The sequence below is a fragment of the Polaribacter sp. R77954 genome (assembly GCF_044595335.1).
Taxonomy (GTDB): Bacteria; Bacteroidota; Bacteroidia; order Flavobacteriales; family Flavobacteriaceae; genus Polaribacter.
Genome location: NZ_CP138992.1, coordinates 3287085 through 3310433, shown reverse-complemented (window position 1 = coordinate 3310433; position 23349 = coordinate 3287085). Strand labels below are relative to the sequence as shown.

Annotated in this window: 24 protein-coding genes and 1 tRNA gene; 18 read left to right on the top strand and 7 right to left on the bottom strand. The window is 30.1% G+C overall.

Features of this window, described 5'->3' with window-relative positions:
* Positions 1–100 precede the first annotated feature (100 nt).
* Positions 101–682 carry an RNA polymerase sigma factor gene (locus SJY27_RS14460; RefSeq protein ID WP_397445582.1) on the bottom strand — a complete coding sequence of 194 codons (582 nt, stop codon included), beginning with the start codon at positions 680–682 and terminating at the stop codon, positions 101–103.
* A gap of 101 nt (positions 683–783) precedes the next feature.
* Between SJY27_RS14460 and SJY27_RS14455 the strand changes: the two genes are divergently transcribed.
* The 8 genes from SJY27_RS14455 to SJY27_RS14420 all read left to right on the top strand — a co-directional run bounded on the left by SJY27_RS14455 (position 784) and on the right by SJY27_RS14420 (position 6282).
* The gene (locus SJY27_RS14455; protein WP_397445580.1) at positions 784–987 is read left to right on the top strand and encodes a membrane or secreted protein; all 204 of its coding nucleotides are present in this window, start codon (positions 784–786) and stop codon (positions 985–987) included.
* 5 nt (positions 988–992) lie between these two features.
* Positions 993–2096 (top strand): glycosyltransferase, encoded by a 1104-nt coding sequence (locus SJY27_RS14450; RefSeq protein ID WP_397445579.1) that lies wholly within the window; start codon positions 993–995, stop codon positions 2094–2096.
* A complete protein-coding gene (locus SJY27_RS14445; protein ID WP_397445578.1) occupies positions 2087–2647 on the top strand; it encodes an RNA polymerase sigma factor in 561 nt (186 codons plus the stop codon). The genes SJY27_RS14450 and SJY27_RS14445 overlap by 10 nt, the downstream gene beginning before the upstream one ends.
* A gap of 2 nt (positions 2648–2649) precedes the next feature.
* Positions 2650–3873, top strand: a complete 1224-nt coding sequence (locus tag SJY27_RS14440; RefSeq protein ID WP_397445577.1) for an NRAMP family divalent metal transporter — start codon at positions 2650–2652, stop codon at positions 3871–3873.
* Between the two features lie 227 nt (positions 3874–4100).
* Positions 4101–4781, top strand: a complete 681-nt coding sequence (locus SJY27_RS14435; protein WP_397445576.1) for a tetratricopeptide repeat protein — start codon at positions 4101–4103, stop codon at positions 4779–4781.
* A 2-nt stretch (positions 4782–4783) separates the two neighbouring features.
* Positions 4784–5320 (top strand): YfiT family bacillithiol transferase, encoded by a 537-nt coding sequence (locus SJY27_RS14430; RefSeq protein WP_397445575.1) that lies wholly within the window; start codon positions 4784–4786, stop codon positions 5318–5320.
* Between the two features lie 68 nt (positions 5321–5388).
* Complete coding sequence (locus SJY27_RS14425; protein WP_397445574.1) at positions 5389–5862, top strand: DUF962 domain-containing protein; 474 nt, start codon at positions 5389–5391, stop codon at positions 5860–5862.
* Between the two features lie 81 nt (positions 5863–5943).
* Positions 5944–6282 carry a tRNA-binding protein gene (locus tag SJY27_RS14420; RefSeq protein ID WP_397445573.1) on the top strand — a complete coding sequence of 113 codons (339 nt, stop codon included), beginning with the start codon at positions 5944–5946 and terminating at the stop codon, positions 6280–6282.
* On the opposite strand, the gene SJY27_RS14415 is transcribed toward SJY27_RS14420, so the two are convergent.
* The 3 genes from SJY27_RS14415 to SJY27_RS14405 form a co-directional block, all read right to left on the bottom strand.
* Positions 6279–6437 (bottom strand): YqaE/Pmp3 family membrane protein, encoded by a 159-nt coding sequence (locus tag SJY27_RS14415; RefSeq protein WP_397445572.1) that lies wholly within the window; start codon positions 6435–6437, stop codon positions 6279–6281. The genes SJY27_RS14420 and SJY27_RS14415 overlap by 4 nt on opposite strands.
* A gap of 81 nt (positions 6438–6518) precedes the next feature.
* Positions 6519–8783, bottom strand: a complete 2265-nt coding sequence (locus SJY27_RS14410) for a carboxypeptidase-like regulatory domain-containing protein (protein WP_397445571.1) — start codon at positions 8781–8783, stop codon at positions 6519–6521.
* 74 nt (positions 8784–8857) lie between these two features.
* Positions 8858–9349, bottom strand: coding sequence for an HYC_CC_PP family protein (locus SJY27_RS14405; RefSeq protein WP_397445570.1), 492 nt, complete (start codon positions 9347–9349; stop codon positions 8858–8860).
* On the opposite strand from SJY27_RS14405, the gene SJY27_RS14400 reads away from it, so the two are divergent.
* The 9 genes from SJY27_RS14400 to rodA all read left to right on the top strand — a co-directional run bounded on the left by SJY27_RS14400 (position 9315) and on the right by rodA (position 19687).
* Positions 9315–11714 (top strand): T9SS type A sorting domain-containing protein, encoded by a 2400-nt coding sequence (locus SJY27_RS14400; protein WP_397445569.1) that lies wholly within the window; start codon positions 9315–9317, stop codon positions 11712–11714. The genes SJY27_RS14405 and SJY27_RS14400 overlap by 35 nt on opposite strands.
* Before the next feature lie 67 nt (positions 11715–11781).
* Positions 11782–12234 (top strand): GAF domain-containing protein, encoded by a 453-nt coding sequence (locus SJY27_RS14395; RefSeq protein ID WP_397445568.1) that lies wholly within the window; start codon positions 11782–11784, stop codon positions 12232–12234.
* A 76-nt stretch (positions 12235–12310) separates the two neighbouring features.
* Positions 12311–12439: a hypothetical protein gene (locus tag SJY27_RS14390; RefSeq protein ID WP_397445567.1), complete on the top strand. Its 129-nt coding sequence runs from the start codon at positions 12311–12313 to the stop codon at positions 12437–12439.
* Positions 12440–12567: 128 nt separating this feature from the next.
* Positions 12568–14094: a bifunctional phosphoribosylaminoimidazolecarboxamide formyltransferase/IMP cyclohydrolase gene (purH, locus tag SJY27_RS14385; RefSeq protein ID WP_397445566.1), complete on the top strand. Its 1527-nt coding sequence runs from the start codon at positions 12568–12570 to the stop codon at positions 14092–14094.
* Positions 14095–14166: 72 nt separating this feature from the next.
* Entirely contained in the window at positions 14167–15195 is a 1029-nt protein-coding gene (locus SJY27_RS14380) for a rod shape-determining protein (RefSeq protein ID WP_397445565.1), read from the top strand.
* A gap of 18 nt (positions 15196–15213) precedes the next feature.
* Complete coding sequence (mreC, locus tag SJY27_RS14375) at positions 15214–16041, top strand: rod shape-determining protein MreC (RefSeq protein ID WP_397445564.1); 828 nt, start codon at positions 15214–15216, stop codon at positions 16039–16041.
* Positions 16034–16537, top strand: a complete 504-nt coding sequence (gene mreD / locus SJY27_RS14370) for a rod shape-determining protein MreD (RefSeq protein WP_397445563.1) — start codon at positions 16034–16036, stop codon at positions 16535–16537. Before mreC ends, mreD begins: the two co-directional genes overlap by 8 nt.
* Positions 16537–18426 (top strand): penicillin-binding protein 2, encoded by a 1890-nt coding sequence (gene mrdA / locus SJY27_RS14365; protein ID WP_397445562.1) that lies wholly within the window; start codon positions 16537–16539, stop codon positions 18424–18426. The genes mreD and mrdA overlap by 1 nt, the downstream gene beginning before the upstream one ends.
* Positions 18407–19687, top strand: a complete 1281-nt coding sequence (rodA, locus tag SJY27_RS14360; RefSeq protein ID WP_397445561.1) for a rod shape-determining protein RodA — start codon at positions 18407–18409, stop codon at positions 19685–19687. Before mrdA ends, rodA begins: the two co-directional genes overlap by 20 nt.
* 444 nt (positions 19688–20131) lie before the next feature.
* Here rodA and rpsT read toward each other — a convergent pair whose 3' ends face one another.
* The 3 genes from rpsT to proS form a co-directional block, all read right to left on the bottom strand.
* Entirely contained in the window at positions 20132–20383 is a 252-nt protein-coding gene (gene rpsT / locus SJY27_RS14355) for a 30S ribosomal protein S20 (RefSeq protein WP_397445560.1), read from the bottom strand.
* A 36-nt stretch (positions 20384–20419) separates the two neighbouring features.
* A tRNA-Glu gene (locus SJY27_RS14350) sits at positions 20420–20491 on the bottom strand.
* Between the two features lie 87 nt (positions 20492–20578).
* Positions 20579–22054: a proline--tRNA ligase gene (proS, locus tag SJY27_RS14345; RefSeq protein WP_397445559.1), complete on the bottom strand. Its 1476-nt coding sequence runs from the start codon at positions 22052–22054 to the stop codon at positions 20579–20581.
* Positions 22055–22204: 150 nt separating this feature from the next.
* Here proS and SJY27_RS14340 point away from each other — a divergent pair, with 150 nt between their 5' ends.
* On the top strand, positions 22205–23332 hold the full coding sequence (locus SJY27_RS14340) for a hypothetical protein (RefSeq protein ID WP_397445558.1): 1128 nt from the start codon (positions 22205–22207) through the stop codon (positions 23330–23332).
* Positions 23333–23349 lie beyond the last annotated feature (17 nt).

Genomic DNA, 23349 nt, shown 5'->3' with positions numbered 1-23349 from the left:
TGTAAACTTGATAAAATAATATTTATTAATTTAGATGTTTTATTTTATAAAAACTTGCGTTAAAATTTAAAAAAAGCTAAATCCGATCATTAACTTTAATTTAAGATGTATCATTTTTATAAAAATTTGCTAACTTTTCTTTTAATGTTTTTTTAGCTCTAAATAATACAGATTCTACAGACGATAAACTTTTACCCGTAATTTCTACAATTTCTTGGTAGCTTTTTCCATCAATTTTTGCTAATGTAAAAATTACGCGTTGAGTTTCTGGCAAAGTGTTTATCGCCTTAAAAATAATAGCCGATTTTTCTTTATTTTCTAATACAACACCTGGGTGATTAAACTCTGTAAAATAACTTGTTTTGTCTATAGGAATTTCAGTACCCATAATAGCTTGCATAAATGCAAATCTTTTTTTGGTATTCTTTTTTCTTATAAATTCTAAACATTTATTGGTTGCTATTCTATAAATCCAAGTAGAGAGTTTTGAGTTTCCTTTAAAGTTAGCAATAGATTTAAACACCTCTAAAAACACCTCTTGTGCAATATCTTCTGCATCTTCTTTATTGGGCACAAAAGAAATACAAGTACTAAAAACGCGCTGCTGATAATCATCTAAAAGTTGACTAAATGCAGCTTGTTTGCCTTGCTTTAATTGATATATAAACGCTTTATCGCTCAAATTAATTTTTCAAAAAAAGTAAACATACAAAAACTTAGAAAGAAGCTCATATATTATTAGAGAGATTTTACTATTTATACTATAATTTGTACATTTGTAACATGAAATTACTTTTTATTACAATAGGGTTATTAGCGCTTGGTTTTGCTGGAATTGCCATAAAAATTTGGGCAAAAAAAGATGGTGAATTTGCAGGTACTTGTGCAAGTCAAAATCCAGCACTAAATAAAACTGGAGAATCTTGTGGTTTTTGTGGTAAAACACCAGATCAGTTTGACTCTTGTGCAGAACCTGAACATAAATAAAATTGATGATTTTACCTGTAGTTTTCTACACTTTTATAGCCTTTACAGTTATACAAATAATTTATTACATTAGTTTTTCATCATCACTCTTCAATAAAACAAACACAACACCAAGCACAGATTTTATTCCTATTTCAGTTGTTATTTTTGCTAAAAATTGTGCTGCTGCATTACAAAAAAACTTGCCTTTAATTTTAGCGCAAAATTATGCTAGGTTTGAAATTGTTCTTATTAACAACGCATCTACAGATAACACTTTAGAGGTTATCGAAAAATTTAAAGCCAAAAATGATAACATTAAAATTTTAGATGTTGCAAACAATGAGACCTTTTGGGGTAATAAAAAATACCCACTTACCTTGGGCATTAAAGCTGCTAAACATGAACATTTATTATTTACCTCTGCACATGCTGAGCCAGTTTCGGAATTTTGGATTGCTGAAATGAGCAAACAGTTTATTGGCAAAAAAACTATTACTTTAGGATATACCACATATAAAAATAAAAATACTTTAGGTAATTTTTTAATTCGTTTTCATAATTTAATAACTGCTTTACAATGTTTCTCTTTTGCTAAATTTGGGAGTCCGTTTATGGCTTTTGGTGAAAATTTTGGGTATCAAAAAAAAACATTTTTTAAAGTAAAAGGTTTTATTAACCATATAAAGTTAAAATACGGCGAAAATGATTTGTTCTTAAAAGATGCTGCTAATAAAAACAACATTTCTTTTACAATTACTAAAAATAGTATTATTGAAAAAGACACGCCTAAATCTTTTAATAATTGGTTTCAACAACAGCGTAAAAAACGTATTTTAAAAAAACAATACAAATTAAAACACCGTTTTTTAATTTCATTTTTTACAGTATCAAAGTTGTTGTTTTATGCATTTGCCACCTTTTTATTTTTCTTTTATCCTTGGCTAATTATGTTACCAATTGTATTAACATATTTTTTAGTACAATTTATTATTGTAGGCATGGCAGCTAAAAAATTAAAAGAACCTTATCTTATTTTTGTTTTACCTTTTTTAGAAATTGGATTATTATTGATTCAAATTAGTATATTTAGTGCTAATTTGATTTCAAAACCTAATCATTGGAAATAAAGGATAAAATTCAATTTAATATTATAAAAGCAAAAGAAGGCAACCAAACTGCTTTTCGGTTTTTGTTAGATACTTTTTGGGGAGATGTATTTATGTATCAACTTAAAAGAACCAAAAGCGAAAACGATGCTGAAGATATTGCCATGCAAACCTTTGCAAAAGCTTTTGACAAAATCCATACTTTTAATGATACCTATGTTTTTAAAACTTGGTTAATTGCTATTTCTAAAAATGTTTATGTTGATTTACTGCGTAAAAAGAAAATATCTATCACAACAGAAACTACCAAAGAACAAGAAGAAAAAGTATATTTGGTAGTTGATGAAAACCCAACTCCAGAAGATAAAATTATTCGAGAACAAAATTTAGCTAAATTATTAAGAGATATCAAACAATTGAAACCTAAATACCAACAGGTAATTCAATTGCGCTATTTTCAAGAATTGAGTTACAAAGAAATTGCCCTGCAAATTAACGAACCTATAAACAATGTAAAAGTTAAATTATTACGTGCAAAAAAGTTATTGGCAGCGATTATTGAAAAAGCATAAAAATGAATAAAAAATCATTCTTACAATCTTTAGGCCCAGGTTTATTATTTGCTGGTGCAGCCATTGGGGTTTCGCACTTGGTACAATCTACAAAGGCTGGTGCTGAGTTTGGTTTTGGTTTACTTTGGGCATTATTATTAGTACATGTTTTTAAATACCCCTTTTTTCAATTTGGACCAAGATATGCTGCTGCTACTGGTGAAACCTTGCTAGATGGATATAAAAAATTAGGCAAAAGTGTTTTAACGATTTACTATATCATCAATTTTGCAACAATGTTTACCATACAAGCTGCAGTAACTATTGTTACAGCTGGTTTAGCTGCACAATTATTTGGTTTTACTACTAACTTGGTAATTTGGTCTACAATTTTAATGTGTATTAGTTTTATTTTCTTGATAGTAGGCAAATATAAATTGCTAGATAATTTAATGAAATATATTATTATTATCTTATCTATAAGCACAATAATTGCAGTTGGTGTAGCGTTGTTTAGTTCTAAAGAAGCATTTGATGTTTCTCAAATTTTACCATCTGGAACAGTTGAAATCACTTTTTTAATTGCTTTTTTAGGTTGGATGCCAGCCCCTTTAGATGTTTCCATTTGGCATTCTATTTGGTCTGTAGAAAAAAGTAAAAGCACTTTTATAAAAATAAAACCCAAAGATGCTATTTTCGATTTTAATGTAGGTTATATTGGCACATTAATTCTCGGCATTTGCTTTGTACTTTTAGGAGCATTAGTAATGTATAAATCTGGAGAAACGTTTTCTAATAAAGGAGGTGTTTTTGCAAGCCAACTAATAACTTTATACACTAAAAACTTAGGAAATTTCTCTTATATTTTTATTGCAATTGCTGCATTTACTACCATGTTTAGCACTACACTTACAACTTTAGATGCCTCACCTAGAGCAATGAATAGAACCTCTAAATTGTTATTCAACAAAGAATTTAAGTTTGGGTATTGGTTTTGGATTACTTTTTTGTGTATTGGCACATTTATCATCTTACAATTTTATTTAGATAACATGGGCAGTTTGGTTAAAATAGCCACAATTTTATCGTTTTTAACGGCTCCTTTTTATGCAATTCTTAACTATATTTTAGTAACAGGTAAACATATGCCTAAAGAACATCAACCAAATTTATTTACCAGAGTTTTAAGCATTGTGGGTATCGTTTTTTTAATCGGTTTTAGCATTTGGTATTTATTTAATATTTAATTAAACACTAATGCTGCGTTTACTTTTAGTTCGATTTACTTTATCAATATTTATGATATGCATCTTTAAAAGTTGATAAATTATTTTAGTAATAATTATACATTTTAACTCTTTTTGTATGTATAATTAGCATCTTTAACCCAATAATAATTTTAAAATCAAACAAAAAATGTAACAAAACCCATAAATTAGTCGTCTAAAATAAAGAATCATTTTAGCCAAAAACCATGAAAAAACTGTTATCTCTTACCTTACTTTTGCTAGTTTTAGTGAGTTGCACATCACAAAAAAATTCTGAAGAATTTATAAAAGCTACTTCTGGACGCTACTTATTTAATGCCAATGAAATTTTAGAAATTTATTTTGAAGATGCAGAAATGCATGCAAAATGGCGTGGAAATGATAATATTGAGTTGCTTAAAATAAATGACAGTTCTTTTTACATGAAAGAGTTAAACGAAAAAATGTTATTTGTTAACCAACCAAAAATGCACATAGAGCTTGCACCAAAAACCGAACATAAAGGTATAGTATACCACTTTAAAAAATTAAAAGTTGATGAAAAAACAGCTGGTGAATATTTTAAGGCAAAAGAATATGACAAGGCTTTAGCTGCTTTTAAAGACATTCAAGCAAAAGATTCTACAAATATTACCATTCGTCAACGTAGTTTAAACAGACTTGGTTATGACTTTATCAGAAATAAAGATTATGATTCCGCTTTAGAAATATTTAAAATAAATACGCATTTATATCCAAAAAGCTCGAATGTTTTTAATAGTTTAGGAGAAGCATTTTTTTTAAAAAAAGACACTGTAAATGCTATTTTAAATTTTAAAAAATCTTTAAGCATCAACCCTGAAAATAGAAATTCTAAGCGATTTCTAAAACGATTAGAAAAACAATAAAAATGACTTTAGAAGAATTAAAATATCCTATTGGTTTAGCCAATATCCCTGAAAATATCACCAAAAAAAATATTGAAAATTGGATTTCTGACATCGAAAGATTTCCTCAAGAATTAGAATTTTTGGTTAGAGATTTATCAGAAAATCAATTAGAAACCAAATATAGAGAAGGTGGCTGGACAATTAGGCAAGTAATACACCATTGTTATGATAGTCATCACAATTCTTACATCCGTTTTAAATGGGCTTTAACCGAACAACAACCAGTTATAAAAGCCTACAATGAAAAACGTTGGGCAGAATTATTAGATGCAAAATCCAGTCCAATTTTACTTACCATAGATGCTTTAAAAGGTTTACATGCAAAATGGGTGTATTTACTAAGAATGCTTACAGATAAAGATTTAGAGAAGTCTTTTATTCATCCTGATGGAAATAAAAATGTTAGTTTGAAAAAAAATATTGGTATATATGCCTGGCATTGTCAACACCATTATGCACATATAGAGCAGTTAATGATTCGCAAAGGATGGAAATAGTAGTATAAATGCTATTGGTATTTTTTATTTAAAAATATGTTATCTTTAAAGGCCTAATATATAGGATAATGAAAACTGCACAAGAATATTTTGATGAGTATGCTACAAGTCATCAGCATAAAACCAACCAAACCATACACTATATTTGTGTACCCATAATATTTTTTAGCGTTATTGGTTTGTTGATGAGCATACCAACATCATTTTTAGAAAATACTTTAGGTTTGTACAATCCGCTAATAGAAAATTGGGCTATTGTAGTTACCTTTTTAGTTTCCCTTTTTTATTTAAAACTTGGCTTTTGGCATTTTATAAATATGCTTTTTGTAATTCTACTTTGTGTGATTGGTAATTTTTGGATTGGCAACAACTTCCACCTACTTTACGCTTCTATAGTTATTTTTGTTTTGGGTTGGATAGGTCAGTTTTACGGTCACAAAATAGAAGGCGCAAAACCCTCCTTTTTAAAAGATTTAGAATTCTTATTGATTGGCCCTCTTTGGGTGATTGAAAAATTAGGTAAGAAAAAAAACAGTAAATAGCTTTTTTATAGTGGAAATGAAATACTGCAAGCTTTATTCAAAAGATAATGTAATACTCTAAAAATAGCTTAAAATAATAATATGAAAGCAGAAATTACCTTCGATGATTTTTTAAAAGTTGACATTAGAGTAGGCACTATTATTGAGGTTAACGATTTTCCAAAAGCAAGAAAACCTGCGTACCAATTAAAAGTTGATTTTGGTGATTTGGGCATCAAAAAATCGAGTGCGCAAATCACAGATTTATATACCAAAGAAGCACTTTTACAAAAGCAAGTTGCTGCAATTGTAAATTTTAAACCCAGACAAATTGCTAATTTTTTAAGTGAAATCTTAATTTTAGGTATTTACAATGTTGATGGAAATGTGGTTTTACTTCAACCTTCTCAGCCTATAAAAAACGCAACACAAATAAGTTAACTTTTAGGATTATTTAAAATTACCAAAGCTCCAATAACACCAGGAATCCAACCACAAAGTGTTAATAAAAAAATAATAATAAAAGAGCCACAACCTTTGTCTATCACAGCAAGTGGAGGAAAGATTATGGCAAATAATACTCTAAAAAAACTCATTTATGATTTAATTTGGTTACACAAATAAGACGTTTATCTGTTCATTTTGTTACAGATTGCTAAAAAATAGCCGTTTTGGAGCTATAAAATTTTAAATCGTAACCCAACATAAATTGATCTTCCAAAAATAGGTGCATACACAATAGTACTATCAAAATTAGGCCCAAAAGGGGCATCACTGCCCAAAATAGGATTATTCTGTTGTACATTGGTTAGGTTTTCACCTCCAAAATACACTTCAAAAGTATCAGAAAAAACTTTAGTTACTTGTGCATTTAATAACTGGAATGAGCTAGAAAACTCAGGCAATTGATATTGAGTAGGATTAGCACTTGTATTTGGCAAACGCTGTGTTCCTATATGATTAAATGTTAAATCAAACTTCCATTGTGCTAATTTTTCTGATGCTGTTGTTTCGTAAGAAATATTGGCAAAAAATCGATCTTTAGGTTGAATTGGTTTTTGCAAATTCCCACTTTTATAATCTGTTGTAATGTCAAAATACTTATAGGCTGTTCTTACATTTAAATTTTTAGCCAAACTATAATTCAACTCTACTTGAAAACTATTGGCAATACTTTTACCTGGTAAATCGTAAAAAGAAATGGTTCTTGGATTTTCCCAATCTACCACTACTTGATTTTGAAAATTGGTTTGATAAAAATCAATAGTAACATCACCTTTTTTATCAAATATATTAAATTTTTGCAAGTAAGAAACGCCATAGTTCCATGCAATTTCAGGGTTTAAACCATAAATATCACCTCCATTATCATCAACTTGAATTTTTCTTGAGCTTGCAAATACTTGCTGATTTTCTGCAAAGATATTCGCACTTCGTTTTCCTCTACCAATTGATGCTCTAAACACTCCTTTTTCCCAAGCTGCATAACGTAAATGCAATCTTGGTGTAATAAACGTTCCTAATAAATTATGCGTATCAATTCGCAATCCTGCTGTTAGACTAAAATCATTTAAATTATCAAAAGCATACTCAAAAAAACCGCCAAAAGAGTTTTCGTTTCTATTGTAGTTTAAGGTATTTACCAATTCATTGTACTTGTCATACGTAAAACTTATACCTGTTTTAAATTTGTTTCTAGTATCGCCTATAATGGAATTGAATATCACATTAGAATAAACGCTTTCATGCTGAATGTCATAACTATTTAAACCAAAGTAAGAATCTTGTTGATGATTGCTATATGCCATTTGAAAACCAATACTTTGATAAGGCAACTCTGGAAAAACATAGCCTAACTTTGCAGATGTATCAAAACGTTTAGTAGCTATTTCACTTCCCCATAACTCATTTCCAACTAAAGTAGTTTCTGGATAAACTCTATTTGTAGAGGGGTTAAAATTAATTTCGCCTGTTTGTTTTTCATCATTTAAAAAACGAACATTTATAAAACTTACCCAGCCTTTTTCGGCATCTGTAAATTGCCACCTATTCATAACATTAATTTGATTCGATAAAGGCATATCTAAAAAACCATCCTCATTTCTATCAAATTTTTGCCCTCTATAATTGCCATGGATGTACAAGCCTGTTTGCCATTTTTCAGAAATTTTTTTATTGAAATGTGTATTGGCTTCAAAACGCCCCATTTGAGAACCAAAAAGGTTTACAAAGAGTTTATTATCTGTTAAAGGCTTCACCAATTCTGCATTTATTTGCCCAGAAATACTTTCAAAACCATTAACCACAGAGCCTGCTCCTTTGGTAATTTGTATGCTTTCTACCCAAGTTCCTGGTGTAAATGTGAGTCCGAAAACCTGGCTTGCGCCCCTAACTGAGGGTATATTTTCTTGTGTAATTAGCAAGTAAGGACTCGTTAACCCCAGCATTTCTATTTGTTTTGTACCTGTTAAAGCATCAGAAAAACTGATGTCTATTGATGGATTTGTTTCAAAACTTTCTGCCAAATTGCAACATGCTGCTTTTAGCAATTCTTCTTGATTTACGGTAAACACATTTACAGTTGATAAAAATGATCTTTGAATTGGTTTTCGTTCACTAGTAATGGTTACCTCTTCTAAATTATTTTGAGGAGTTATAAAATGATGAAAAGTTTGTGCACTTGTTATGGTTAACGTATCTGTTTTATACCCTAAATAACTTACTACTAATTTTTTATATTCTGGGGTATACGCAATGGCAAACCAACCTTTTTTGTTGGTTACAGCACTTACATTTGTATTTAACCAATGTACAGTAACATCAGCAACACCCAAATTATCTTTTGGATTGTCTTTATCCATAATCATCCCTTTTAAACTAGTTTGAGAGAAAATTACAAATGGCATCAATAGCATTATGCTATTTAAAAAATATTTTTTCATGATGATTTTGATTTTATAAATTGAAGTATCTTGTTTCTTTTTCTAGAAACCTTGTTTGATCGTCAATTATAAAATCAAATTAAAAAAGATTGATAAGCTACTTGATAATCAAGTGGAATATCTGGTGGAGAAAAATCTTTATAAAACTTAGTATTTGATCTAGGTAAAACAAATACATTTTGATAAGAAATTACAAATGCTGTTAAAAATTGTTGTTTTTGAAAAGTGATATTCTCAACATCTTGCAATTGTAATTCGTCTTGCCCTTCAACTTGGTGTACTTCGTCTTTACAGCAGTTTTTCTTTTGGATTGCTGCAGTTTTGTTCATTGCCATTCCACAACCTTCTGTTTCACCAGTAAAAGAAACATCTACTAAAAAATCGCCACAATAATGTTTTTCTACCGTAAACGAAAGGGTAGAAAATAGCATTAAAAACGCCAATAAACTAGATGATATTTTTAAGAAAAGATTATCCATTACTAACTGCAAATTTACATAAATTTGTTTTGATAAAATCTTATAGTCTATAATGTTTAGGTATTTATTAACTTTCTTATTACTCACACCTTTTTTTTTAAAAGCTCAAACAGAAACATTTTCTGAAAAAAATATTGGAGCCACTGGAGATTTTACTTCACAGCCAGTTAGTTTACAATCAGAGCTTTCACACTCTCAAACCATTTATTATCAAAAAGATTTGGAATTTAAAGGCGAAATAAATGAGATTCGTTTTACATCTGCTTTCTATCAATCTAAATCTGAAAATTCTGGAAATTGGGTAGTAAGAATTGGTCATACTACTAAAGAAGAATTTGCAATTGGTGATCCTTTTATTGACATTAACAACTTAACACAGGTGTTTAATGCTGGTGTAGATATTGATGGTTATGACGTTATTATACGTTTTACTACTCCTTTTATATATGATGGAATTCAGAATATAATTTTAGATGTAGAAGATATTGATAGTGGATTTACAACAAGCGCAACTGCGGGTTTTAAAGGTGAAGAAAATTTTAACAACCCACCTACTCGATCTAAAATGACTTTTACGCATAAAGGAAGTACAACTGGTGTGTATGAAAATTCTTTTGCAAACACTCGTTTTATTGGAAATTTAGAAAGATGCCCAATTCAATTTTCTATTAATGAAGATGTAATTGGCGAAACGACTGCTTCCTTTATTATTGATAACCCCAACAATATTAATGCATTCGATTATAAAATAGGGCTTTTAAATGCTGATGAACCTTCAGATTTTGAAACGACATCAAGTAATTTTTCCATCAACAATTTAATTCCTGGTAAAGATTATATATTGTATTACAAATCTCATTGCGCTATTGTACCTGCGTCCTACAAAAAATTACACTTTCATACGCAACCATTAGCATTACAAATTCCGTCAACCATAGATTTTGAAACAGAAAACAACAACTATTACATAGAAAATAATAGTGCTGGTTTTATAACGATTTCTGAGGATGCAGGTTTAAATACATCAAATAAAGGCTTACTTTTAAACGGATCTGACCATTTTTCTGTGTACAATTGGTGGGATAACACCAATGATATTTGGAAAGATAATGCCAATTTTATAAGTCGACTTCATTTTGTAGTTGATTTAACTGAAACCCCAAAACACCCTGTTTTTGAATTTAGTTTACAACAAACCATTTATCAATCTAAACTACGATTAAAAATTGACGGGCAAATACAAGAATTTGAATATAATAATACTGATGTTACCTATGATACAAGCAGAACAATTTCGGTTGATTTATCAGATTTTACAGGAAAAAAAGTTGCACTAATCATTGAGCATTTAGGAAAAAGTTATTTACATAAATCGTACATAGATACTATTAAATTAAAAGAGGCAAGCTGTAATATTCCTAGTAATATTAATTTTTCTACAACACAAAATAGCATCACTATAAATTGGGATGCTACAGCCAATAGTTATGAAATTTCTCTAAACGAAGATGATCAAGATTTTAAAAATAGTGGACAATCTACAACTGCTACATCCTATACATTTTCAGATTTAGAAAAAGCAAAACCCTACACGATTTTTTTACGTTCTACATGCGAAGATTCATATTCACCTTGGCTAAAACTTTACAAATCTACTAAATCTGAAATTTTACAAGTGCCTTATGAAAATGATTTTCGCAGGTCTGATGCTTTAAACAATTCAGATTTTGTTATTAACCATAGTAGATATTCAAAAGTTTATCAAGATTTTTATAAATCGCTGTATTTAGATCAAAAATCATCAAGAGAAACTTATGGCTGGAAAGGTAAATTTGAAACTACCGAAAACCAAGCATGGAATGATAATAGAAACTTTATTAGCAGTGTTTCTTTTTATATCGATGCTACAAACCTCAAAGATTTAATAGCAGATATTATTTTTAAGCAGCATTACTATTACAACTCCAATACATCTTGGTTTAGGGTTAAAGTTGATGGAGAACAGATAGGTAAAAGTTACAACCCGAATTCTGTTCGATTTGATCCTTATACAGAATTATCTCTAGATTTAACTGAACATATTGGAAATATAATTGAAGTTACCTTAGAACAAGTTGGATTAAATGGCCCAACAAACAAAAATTCTATTACAAATGCTGGAGATTTTACTATTCTAAGATCAATAGCATTTAAAAGCGCTACATTAGGTGTTGATGAATCTAATGTAGAAGAAAACATTATTTCTCCAAATCCAGTATCTAAAGCTTTACATCTAAACACGAATCAAAAAGCACAGAAACTTTTCATGTATGATGTACGTGGAAAGTTACTTATTTCTAAAAAAACCAATACAAACGTTATCGATGTTTCTTATTTAAAAAATGGCATTTATTTTTTGAAGATTTTATTTGAGAATAACACCATTTTACATCAAAAAATTATTAAAAGATAACGTACTTTTGTAATCCGAAATAATACTTATGCTTTTAAAAAAGCGTTGACTTATTAAACCTAAAAAAATGAACATCCCTTATTTAAAACAAGAAATTGACAAATTAATAGCTTCTACATCTACCATAGAAAAAAAATTACAAACAATTTGCGATTTTTTAGAAGGTGAGATCTCTTATTATGATTGGGTAGGTTTTTATTTTAAAAATGGTGATAAAGAAGAACTAAAGTTAGCACAATTTACAGGTGAACCTACAGAACACACTATTATTCCGTTTGGAAAAGGAATTTGTGGTCAAGTTGCTGTAAGTAATGAAAACTTTGTGGTACAAGATGTCACTGAACAAGATAATTATATTTCTTGTGGATGGAAAGTAAAGTCAGAGATTGTAATTCCTATTTTTGTAAATGGCGAAAATATTGGTCAAATAGACATCGATTCGCACACTGCAAATACATTTTCTGCAAAAGATGAGGAGCTTTTAGAGTACATCTGTGAAAAATTATCAGTAATTCTTTAATTTTATTGATTTTTATTTGTTTTTTACTTAAATTTGATAAATTAAACGCAATTACTTAATTATCAAACTTATAAAAATGAAAAACCAAGATTCTTCCACTGTACTCACTGCTACAAACAGACACCAAAATTACAGTAACAAAAAAGAATCAATGATCAATCAATTTGTAACTTGGTTTAGAGAATTTTTAGAAAATGCCGAGTAAAACTTGATTTTTTTATTCTTTTAAAATTAATTATTTATTGTTAATTACTCCTCCATTTTGTTACTATCTTTTTATTGTAAATTCTTTTGTGATTGTGTAGTTTTGCACGCTTAACAATACAACACAAAATGAGCACTTCAAAAACAATTAAATCTGCATTAATTTCTGTATTTCACAAAGATGGTTTAGCACCAATTGTTCAGAAATTAAACGAATTAGGCGTAACTATTTATTCAACTGGAGGAACAGAAAAATTTATAAAGGAATTAGGCATAAACGTAGTTCCTGTAGAAGACGTAACTTCTTACCCATCTATTTTAGGTGGTAGAGTAAAAACCTTACATCCAAAAGTTTTTGGAGGAATCTTAAATAGACAAGATCACGAAGGTGATATTGCAGAAATGCAAGAATATGAAATTCCTCAAATAGATTTAGTAATTGTAGATTTATATCCTTTTGAAAAAACTGTAGCTTCTGGAGCATCAGAACAAGACATTGTAGAAAAAATTGATATTGGTGGTATTTCTCTAATTAGAGCATCAGCCAAAAATTTTAAAGATACATTTACAGTTTCTTCTATGGATCAATATGAAGAATTCTTATCTATTTTATCAGAAAATAATGGAGAAACATCAATAGAACAAAGAAAGAAATTTGCTGCAAAATCCTTTAATATTTCTTCACATTATGACACTGCAATTTTTAACTATTTTAATGAAGATGAAGTAGTTTATAAAGCCAGTGAACAAACCTCTAAAGTTTTAAGATATGGAGAAAATCCACACCAAAAAGGATATTTCTTTGGTAATTTAGACGCAATGTTCGATAAATTGCATGGTAAAGAATTAAGCTATAATAACTTATTAGATGTTGATGCTGCTGTAAATTTAATGAATGAATTTATTGGCGAAGACCCAACTTTTGCGGTTTTAAAACACAACAATGCTTGTGGTTTTGCACAAAGAAGTACAATTAAACAAGCGTATGTAGATGCTTTAGCTGGAGATCCTGTATCTGCTTTTGGTGGCGTTTTAATTGCAAATACGGCTATTGATGCAGAAACTGCTGAAGAAATTCATAAGTTATTTTGTGAGGTTGTTATTGCCCCAAGTTATTCTGATGAAGCCTTATCAATCTTAAAAGGAAAGAAAAATAGGGTAATTTTAATTCAGAAAACTACAGAGTTACCTGTTCAGAATGTAAGAACTGCTTTAAACGGATTATTAGTACAAGATAAAGATGCTAAAACAGATGCTTTAGAAGATTTAACTTATGTTACCAACACAAAACCAACTGAAAGCGAGATAAAAGATTTATTATTTGCATCTAAAATTTGTAAGCATACCAAATCTAATACTATTGTTTTTACAAAAAACAACCAGTTATTGGCAAGTGGAACAGGACAAACATCTAGAGTTGATGCACTAAGACAAGCTATTGAAAAAGCAACAAGTTTTGGTTTTGATTTAAATGGTGCAGTAATGGCGAGTGATGCGTTTTTCCCATTTCCAGATTGTGTAGAAATTGCAGATAAAGCAGGTATTACCAGTGTTATACAACCAGGAGGATCTATTAAAGATCAGTTAAGCATCGATTATTGTAACGCCAATAATATGTCTATGGTGATGACAGGTACAAGACATTTTAAACATTAATAAAATTAACGTTTTTACAGATTAATTTTAGTAAATTTGTAAGAGTACACACTTTAAATAATAAAGTAATTTATGGGTTTTTTCGATTTTATGACGGAGGATATTGCGATTGATTTAGGAACCGCAAATACGTTGATAATTCACAATGGAAAAGTGGTTATTGATAGTCCTTCTATAGTTGCCAGAAATAGAGTAACTGGCAAAATAATTGCAATTGGTCAAGAAGCCAATTTAATGCAAGGAAAAACCCATGAAAATATAAAAACAATTCGTCCTTTAAAAGACGGGGTTATAGCAGACTTCCAGGCATCAGAAGAAATGATTAAGGAGTTTGTTAAGAAAATACCTTCTATAAAAAAGAAATTATTTCCACCTGCATTACGTATGGTTATCTGTATTCCTTCTGGAATTACAGAAGTAGAAAAACGAGCAGTTCGTGATTCTGCAAAACACATGAATGCCAAAGAAATTTATTTAATTTATGAGCCTATGGCAGCAGCCATTGGTGTTGGTATAGATATTATGGAACCTAAAGGAAACATGATTATAGATATAGGTGGTGGTACTACTGAAATTGCTGTAATAGCTTTAGGTGGTATTGTTTGCGACCAATCTGTAAAAGTTGCTGGAGATTTATTTACAAGTGATATTATGTATTATATGCGAACGCAACATAATTTACATGTTGGTGAAACTACTGCAGAGAAAATAAAAATTACCATTGGTGCTGCTACAGAAGATTTAGATACACCACCAGACGAAATGTTGGTTCAAGGTAGAGATTTGTTAAGTGGTAAACCAAAACAAGTACAAGTATCTTTTAGAGAAATAGCAAAAGCTTTAGACAAATCTATTTTAAGAATAGAAGATGCTGTTATGGAAACCTTATCTAAAACTCCACCAGAATTGGCTGCAGACATTTACAATACAGGTATTTATTTAGCAGGTGGTGGCTCTATGCTTAGGGGTTTAGACAAACGTTTATCTCGTAAAACAGATTTGCCTGTTTATGTTACTGAAGATCCTTTAAGAGCTGTGGTTCGTGGAACAGGAATAGCGTTAAAAGAATTAAATAAATACAAAAATGTGTTAATGAATTAGCATTTTTAAGTTTTAACAATGCAACAACTTATCTATTTTTTTCAGAGGTTTAAAAATTTTCTGTTTTTTTTATTGTTAGCATTTGTTTCACTTGTATTAACATTCAATAACCTAAATTTTCATAAAAGTAAGTTTGTAAATTCTGCAAACTATATAACTGGTGGATTGTACTCTCAAATATCTAATATTTCTGAATATTGGAATTTAAAATCAGAAAACAAACGCTTAGCCGAAGAAAACACACGTTTAAAAAATTTGATAGAAAAAAACAATTCGTTTGTTTACAATATAGATTCTATAAGTATTGATTCCACAAAATATCATCAAAAATATACATTTACATCAGCAAAAATTATCAATAACAATTATAGTAAAGATTTTAATTTTTTAACTATAAATAAAGGTAAAAACCAAGGAATTGATAAAGAAATGGCAGTTGTTAATAGTAAAGGTATTATTGGTTTTACTGATTTTACTACTGGAGAATATGCCAGAGTACAATCTATTTTAAATAGAAATAGTAAAATTAATGCACGTTTAAGAAATAGTAATTATTTTGGTACATTAGTTTGGAATGGTAATGACTATAATACAGTTCAACTTTCAGATATTGCAAGACAAGCACCTCTAAAAATTGGAGATACTATTGAAACAGGTGGAATGTCAACTATTTTTCCGGAAGGAATTTTAATAGGTACCATTACTAAAATTAATAAAGGAAACACTGCAGATAACACCGTAAATGTTACATTATTTAATGATATGAGTAATTTAGGTTATGTAAATGTGATAAAGAATTTAGACAAACTTGAAATAAAATCTTTAGAACTACTACAAGATGAATAAGCCTTTTAATACACTAACTTTATTTTTTAGTTTGCTTTTATTACAAGTATTTGTATTAAATAATATTCTTTTTTTAAGCTTTATAAACCCATATTTATATATTGTTTTTGTGTTTTTATATCCGTTAAAAGAAAACAGAATTCCTTTTCTATTTTACTGTTTTCTGTTAGGTATTGGTATTGATTTCTTTTCAGATTCTGGAGGAATTCATGCTTTTTCTATACTTTGTATTGCCTATTTAAGACTATTTTTTGTGAAGCTGTACTTTAGAAAAGTGGCTGCTGATTATTCTTTTTTTAAATTAAAATCAGAACCGCTAGGAAAAGTTTTTAATTACACAGCAACCTTAACAGTTATACATCATTTAATTTACTTTTCTTTGGCTAATTTTAGTTTCAATAATTTTTCTAATGTATTGCTAAATACACTTTATTCAAGTATTTTTACGTTACTACTTTATTTTCTAGGAACAACTATTTTTACCACAAAAGAATAATGCAAAGAAGTTTTTTACTCTATTTTTTAATTAGTGCTGTTGGGCTTATTTTTATTGGACGCTTGTTTCAATTACAAATAATTAAACACGAAAGCTATGACCCAATTCATAATGCTGCTGTAAAAATTGTTTACGACTATCCAGAACGTGGATATGTATATGATAGAAATGGCAAGTTGTTGGTTGCTAATCAACTTTCTTATGACGTAATGGTACAACCAAATCAAGTAAAAACTTTAGATACGTTAGAGTTTTGTAAACTTTTAAAAATAGATAAGCAAGATTTTTTAAAACGATTAAATAAAGCACAAAAATATGCTTCTTACTTACCCTCGGTTTTTTTAAAACAATTAGCAAAAGAAGACTTTGCCTTTTTACAAGAAAAATTATACAAATACAGTGGCTTTTTCATTCAAAAGAGAATCATTAGAGATTACCCAATAAAAGCAGCTGCTAATGTTTTAGGCTATATTGGCGAAGTAAATGAAGAAAAAGCCCGTAAAAGTGATTATTATGAGCAAGGAGAGCTTGAAGGAAAAGATGGTATAGAAAGGCAATATGAAAATGTGTTAAGAGGTAGAAAAGGAAAAAAATACTTACACAGAAATCGATTTAACAAAGTTACGGGTTCTTATAAAAATGGAAAATACGACACTTTAGCACAAAATGGAAAAGATTTAATGTTAACTTTAGACATCGATTTACAAGTTTATGCTCAAAAATTAATGAAAGGGAAACGAGGTGGTATTGTGGCTATTGAACCATCAACAGGAGAAATTTTAGCTTTGGTTACTGCCCCTTCTTACGATCCTAACATGTTGGTGGGTAGAAAACGTTCACAAAATTCTGTTTTATTATTTAACGACACTATTAGTAAACCAAGTTATGATAGAGGTTTGTTAGCTGCCTATGCACCAGGATCTCCTTTTAAAATGATGAATGCCTTGGTAGCTCTGCAAGAAAACGTTATTAATCAACAAACATCTTTTCGCTGTTATGGTGGTTATCGTTATGGAAATAGAGCCAACGAATTTATGAAGTGCCATTGTGATATTTATGGAACTCCAATTATGCTAAAAACAGCAATTGCAAAATCTTGCAACAGCTATTTTTCAAACACATACAAACTAATTGTAGAAAAAAATAATATGCCCACTCAAGGCTTAAACGAATGGCATAAACATGTGGCAAGTTTTGGGCTAGGTAATTATTTAGGTTATGATTTACCAGCAGGTCAAAAAGGACTAATTCCTGATGGTAATTATTATGACAAACGATTAAACTATCGCTGGAATGGTTCGTCTATTATCTCAAACGCTATTGGTCAGGGAGAAATATTAACTACTCCCATTCAGTTAGCAAATTTTACAGCAGCAATTGCCAATAGAGGCTACTTTTATACACCTCATATCGTTAAAAAAATTGATTCTAGCCTTATTGATAATCCTAAATATACCCAAGCCAAAAAAACCACGATTGATAAAGAACATTTTACACCTGTTGTAGAAGCAATGCACGAGGTTTTTAAATCAGGTACTGGAATGTGGAGTCAAGTAAAAGGAATTGAAATTTGCGGAAAAACAGGTACTGCAGAAAACTTTATTCTGGTTGATGGCATAAAAAAACAATTAGATGACCACTCTATTTTAGTTGCCTTTGCTCCAAAAAATAATCCTAAAATTGCATTAGCTGTTTTTGTTGAAAATGGAGGCTATGGTTCTACAATTGCAGCTCCAATAACTAGCTTACTTGTTGAAAAATATATAAATGGTAAAATATCAAAAAGAAATAAATATCGAGAGCTAAAGATGCTCAATACCAGTTTACAAGATATTTACGATTTACAATACCAAAAAACAGAAGAACAACTTGCGACAAGAACACAATAACATTTTTGCTGGTATAGATTGGCTTTTAGTTTTTCTTTATATCATTTTAGTAGGTTTTGGATGGATAAATATTTTTGCTGCATCAAAAACAGAAGGCGAAATTGAACTATTAAGCTTCTCCACCAAGTATGGAAAACAGCTTATTTTTATATGCTGTACAATTCCGTTAGTAATTATAGTGCTATTTTTTAATTCAAAGTTCTACGAAAAATATGCAAGCATTTTTTATGTACTATCCCTTTTTTCATTGCTCCTACTATTTCCATTCGGAAAAGAAATAAATGGCGCAAAATCTTGGTTTAATTTTGGAGTTTTAGGTCTGCAACCTTCTGAATTTGTAAAAGCTTGTACTGCCTTAGCTGTAGCCAAATTATTAAGTGACAGACAATATAATTTTAAATTGATTAAAAATCAGATTAAAGCATTTATTATAGTGTTCTTTCCTGCTTTTTTAATTTTCCTTCAGCCTGATGCTGGTTCTGCAGTTATTTATTTATCATTCTTTTTTGTATTAAACAGAGAAGGCTTAACGCTAAACTATATTTTATTAGGATCAGGATTTATCATACTATTTATTCTTACCATTTTCTTCGGATTTAAATGGGTACTTTTAATTACATTTTTAATCATTTCTATACTGGCTATTTATTTTTTGTATAAAGGAGGAAAGCACTTTTTACGATTCAATTGGCATAAAATCATAAGTATTTATTTAATTCTAGGAATTTTTATAATTGGTACAGGATATATCTACAAAAACCTATTACCATCTCATCAAAAAGACCGATTTGATATACTATTAGGCAAAAAAATTGACAATAAAGGGATAGGATACAACTCTTATCAATCGGAATTAACGATAAGTTCTGGTGGATTAAAAGGAAAAGGGTTTTTAAAGGGTGATCTAACACAAGGTGATTTTGTACCCGAACAACATACTGATTATATTTTCAGCACAGTTGGTGAAGAATGGGGCTTTTTAGGCGCAAGCTTTGTAATTATCATTTTTATGATTCTATTGTATAGAATCATTTATTTGGCAGAAACTCACACCAATAAATTTGGACGAATCTATGGCTATGGATTGGCTTCTATCCTATTCTTCCACGTAATTGTTAACATAGGCATGGTAATTGGTTTATTACCAACCATAGGGATACCTCTGCCATTTTTCAGTTATGGAGGATCATCACTTTGGGGTTTTACCATCTTACTCTTTATTTTTATACGTTTAGACGCACATAAAAATTACGACTTTTAAAAACACCTTAGAATAATCATAGGTACTCTTAAACATTTATTGTCGATAATATGAATAATTACAAAGACAGATTTATTGTGTTTAAGCTTTAATCTGAGCAAAGCTTAAGCGCTTTTAAAATATAAAAGTAAAGGCATTTAACATGCAGTTCAAAGACGTCAAAAATGTAGAATTCTTCCTTTTTATACGCACAAATATTTATGGTTAATTTTAAAATCCCACAACTTTTGGACTTAATCCCTTTTAATGCTAAAATTAAAGCTTTTAGAGCACAATTTAGAAGGGTTAGAAATATAGAGTTCTTCCTTTTTAGACTAACAAATATTTATGCTTAATCTTTAAATCCCACAACTTTTGGTGTTGATCCCTAAATTCCTTAAACTTGAAGTAAAAAAAAGACTCTGAATAAAAATTCAGAGTCTTAAGATATTTTATAATAAGATGTTACAATGCTGCAACGTGCTTTGTTAATTTAGATTTTAAATTAGCAGCCTTATTCTTGTGAATAATATTGTTCTTTGCCAATTTATCTAACATAGAAATTACGCTTCCTAATTTTCCTTCAGCTTCTGTTTTATCTTCAACTGCACGTAAATCTCTAACAGCATTTCTTGTTGTTTTATGCTGATATTTGTTACGTAATCTTTTAGACTCGTTACTTCTGATTCTTTTTAACGCTGACTTATGATTTGCCATAATTTCTTTACTTCTTGTTTCTTATTAAAACTTTTGTAGTCCGTACGGGAATCGAACCCGTGTTACCAGGATGAAAACCTGGCGTCCTAACCCCTAGACGAACGGACCATAACAATTAAATATCTCTCAATTGCGGATGCAAATATACAACGTTTTTCGTATTCTGCAACTTTTTTTGAAAAAAAATTAAAAAAATTAATATGCCTTAGCAAAAAGCACTCTTTTTGTTGACCGTTTTCCGGTTAAAACACATACTCCTTCCTCTTCAATTGCTTCATTAGGTATGCATCTAATCGTAGCTTTGGTGTATTCTTTAATTCTGTCTTCGGTCTCTTCTGTACCATCCCAATGAGCAGAAACAAAACCTCCCTTTTTTATAGCCTTTTTAAATTCTTTAAAATCATTTACAACTGTAGTATACTCCTTTCTATAATTAATTGCTTTTGTGAATAAATTATCTTGTATTTCTTGTAAGAGTTGTTCAATAAAATCCACAGCGTCTTTTTGAGCAACAATTTGCTTTTTAAAAGTATCTCTTCTTGCAATTTCTAAAGTACCATTTTCTAAGTCGCGGTTTCCTAAAGCAATTCTTACTGGAACCCCTTTTAATTCGTATTCAGCAAACTTTGCTCCTGGTCTAAAAGTATCTCTATTATCAAATTTTACAGATATTCCTTTTTTACGCAATTGTTTTACAATTTCATTTACTTTTTCTGAAATTGCTTCTAATTGTTCTTCATTTTTATAAATAGGGACAATAACCACTTGAATAGGTGCTAATTTAGGAGGTAAAACCAAACCATTATCATCAGAATGTGTCATAATTAAACCACCAATTAAACGCGTAGAAACCCCCCAAGAAGTTGCCCAAACATATTCTTGCTTCCCTTCTTTAGAAGTATACTTTACATCAAATGCTTGTGCAAAGTTTTGGCCTAAAAAGTGCGATGTTCCTGCTTGTAACGCTTTACCATCTTGCATTAATGCTTCTATGGTATACGTATCTTCTGCACCAGCAAAACGCTCACTATCAGATTTTACACCTTTTACAACAGGCATTGCCATAAAGTTTTCTGCAAACTCTGCATATACATCTTGCATTTGTTTTGCTTCTAGGATTGCCTCATTTTTTGTTGCATGTGCTGTATGACCTTCTTGCCATAAAAATTCTGCAGTTCTTAAAAACAAACGTGTTCTCATTTCCCAACGTACAACATTTGCCCATTGATTTATTAATAATGGTAAATCTCTATAAGATTGAATCCATCCTTTATAAGTATTCCAAATAATAGCTTCTGATGTGGGTCTTACAACCAATTCTTCCTCTAACTTAGCCTCAGGATCTACTCTTAGCTTCCCCTTATTATCAGGATCGTTTTGCAAACGATAATGGGTAACCACAGCACACTCTTTAGCAAAACCTTCTGCATTTTTTTCTTCAGCTTCAAATAAACTTTTAGGAACAAATAACGGAAAATATGCATTCTCATGTCCAGTTTCTTTAAACATTCTATCCAATTCTGCTTGCATTTTCTCCCAAATCGCAAAACCATAAGGTTTAATCACCATACACCCTCTTACAGCAGAGTTTTCTGCCAAATCAGCTTTTACTACTAACTCATTATACCACTTAGAATAATCGTCAGCTCGTTTTGTTAAATGTTTACCCATATTGTATACTTTGGCACAAATGTTGTTATATTTATAGTGAAATTTGTGTTAAATGATTTACTTTTTTAAAAATCGATACAAAACTACTATAATTTAGTGTTTTTAACGCAAAATTTAATTAATAAATAGGAACCGCAAAAATTTATAATTATGAAACTACTTGATAAAAACATCAACTTTACGCAGCTAATTTTATTTGTAACAGCGAATGTGTTCTTGGTTTCTTGCGGTACATACCAAAGTGTTTACAATAACGATGGAATTTACGGAGACACACTTCCACCAAGGCAGGAAGATCAAAAGATAGTAATTGTAAATGATAGAGAATATAATGATTATGAAGAAAATTATTTTTCTAGAAAATTGGATGAATTACAAAATATAGAAGACGATGAAATATTTACAGATGTAGATGAATACTACCCTAATGATGTTTATATAAATGATAATGAAATTGATGAAAATTTAAATTATACTGCAAACCAACCTTGGGGATATGAAGATAATAATGTTATTGTTAATGTAAACCTAATGAACGATCCTTTTTGGGGAAATGGCTTTAATAACTGGGGCTGGGGTTTTAATAACGGTTGGGCTTATGGTGGTTGGAATCAATGGGGAGATCCTTTTTGGGGTGGTCCTTTTTGGGGAAATCGATGGGGAGCAAACCGTTTTTGGGCACGTAATCCTTATTGGCACCCGTTTCATAATAATTGGGCTTGGAATAGGGGAATCTATGGAAATCGATGGAACAATCGTTTTTGGAACAACAATCAATTTTACAGCAATAACAACTTTAGAAGAGGAAATACTTATAACAGGTTAAGCACAAGAAGAGGGGTAACAACTAGCAGACGTAACAGCACTTCAAATAGAATAGCATCAACAACAAGCAGACGAAATAGTACTTCAATCAACAGAAATTCTTCTACAGTAAGCAGACGAAATAGCACAAGTACAAGCCCCTCAAGAAGAAGTACATCTTCTACAAGAAGCTCGTCTACTGTTAGAAGAAGTACTAGCCCTGTAAGAAGGAGTTCTTCTACAAGAGGCAGCAGTGCTAGAACTTCAAACAACAACTCAAGCACAAGAAGATCTTCTTCATCTAGCAGTCGAAGAAGTGCCACGCCTACAAGATCATCCTCTTCTAATAGCAGAGCAAGGTCATCAAGTAGAAGCTCAAGTTCGTCTTCTTCAACTAGAAGCTCTTCTAGTTCATCAAGAAGTTCAAGTAGCTCTAGAAGCAGCTCTTCATCTAGCAGAAGAGGAGGAAATTAATCATATATTTTTTTAGA

Coding starts and splice junctions, on each gene's coding strand:
- SJY27_RS14400 (WP_397445569.1), top strand. CDS start 9,315: ATGTTTAGGTATTTATTAACTTTCTTATTACTCACACCTTTTTTTTTA.
- SJY27_RS14450 (WP_397445579.1), top strand. CDS start 993: ATGATTTTACCTGTAGTTTTCTACACTTTTATAGCCTTTACAGTTATA.
- SJY27_RS14380 (WP_397445565.1), top strand. CDS start 14,167: ATGGGTTTTTTCGATTTTATGACGGAGGATATTGCGATTGATTTAGGA.
- SJY27_RS14430 (WP_397445575.1), top strand. CDS start 4,784: ATGACTTTAGAAGAATTAAAATATCCTATTGGTTTAGCCAATATCCCT.
- SJY27_RS14415 (WP_397445572.1), bottom strand. CDS start 6,437: ATGAGTTTTTTTAGAGTATTATTTGCCATAATCTTTCCTCCACTTGCT.
- SJY27_RS14390 (WP_397445567.1), top strand. CDS start 12,311: ATGAAAAACCAAGATTCTTCCACTGTACTCACTGCTACAAACAGACAC.
- SJY27_RS14340 (WP_397445558.1), top strand. CDS start 22,205: ATGAAACTACTTGATAAAAACATCAACTTTACGCAGCTAATTTTATTT.
- SJY27_RS14440 (WP_397445577.1), top strand. CDS start 2,650: ATGAATAAAAAATCATTCTTACAATCTTTAGGCCCAGGTTTATTATTT.
- mreD (WP_397445563.1), top strand. CDS start 16,034: ATGAATAAGCCTTTTAATACACTAACTTTATTTTTTAGTTTGCTTTTA.
- purH (WP_397445566.1), top strand. CDS start 12,568: ATGAGCACTTCAAAAACAATTAAATCTGCATTAATTTCTGTATTTCAC.
- rpsT (WP_397445560.1), bottom strand. CDS start 20,383: ATGGCAAATCATAAGTCAGCGTTAAAAAGAATCAGAAGTAACGAGTCT.
- SJY27_RS14395 (WP_397445568.1), top strand. CDS start 11,782: ATGAACATCCCTTATTTAAAACAAGAAATTGACAAATTAATAGCTTCT.
- SJY27_RS14420 (WP_397445573.1), top strand. CDS start 5,944: ATGAAAGCAGAAATTACCTTCGATGATTTTTTAAAAGTTGACATTAGA.
- SJY27_RS14425 (WP_397445574.1), top strand. CDS start 5,389: ATGAAAACTGCACAAGAATATTTTGATGAGTATGCTACAAGTCATCAG.
- proS (WP_397445559.1), bottom strand. CDS start 22,054: ATGGGTAAACATTTAACAAAACGAGCTGACGATTATTCTAAGTGGTAT.
- mrdA (WP_397445562.1), top strand. CDS start 16,537: ATGCAAAGAAGTTTTTTACTCTATTTTTTAATTAGTGCTGTTGGGCTT.
- SJY27_RS14435 (WP_397445576.1), top strand. CDS start 4,101: ATGAAAAAACTGTTATCTCTTACCTTACTTTTGCTAGTTTTAGTGAGT.
- SJY27_RS14410 (WP_397445571.1), bottom strand. CDS start 8,783: ATGAAAAAATATTTTTTAAATAGCATAATGCTATTGATGCCATTTGTA.
- mreC (WP_397445564.1), top strand. CDS start 15,214: ATGCAACAACTTATCTATTTTTTTCAGAGGTTTAAAAATTTTCTGTTT.
- SJY27_RS14455 (WP_397445580.1), top strand. CDS start 784: ATGAAATTACTTTTTATTACAATAGGGTTATTAGCGCTTGGTTTTGCT.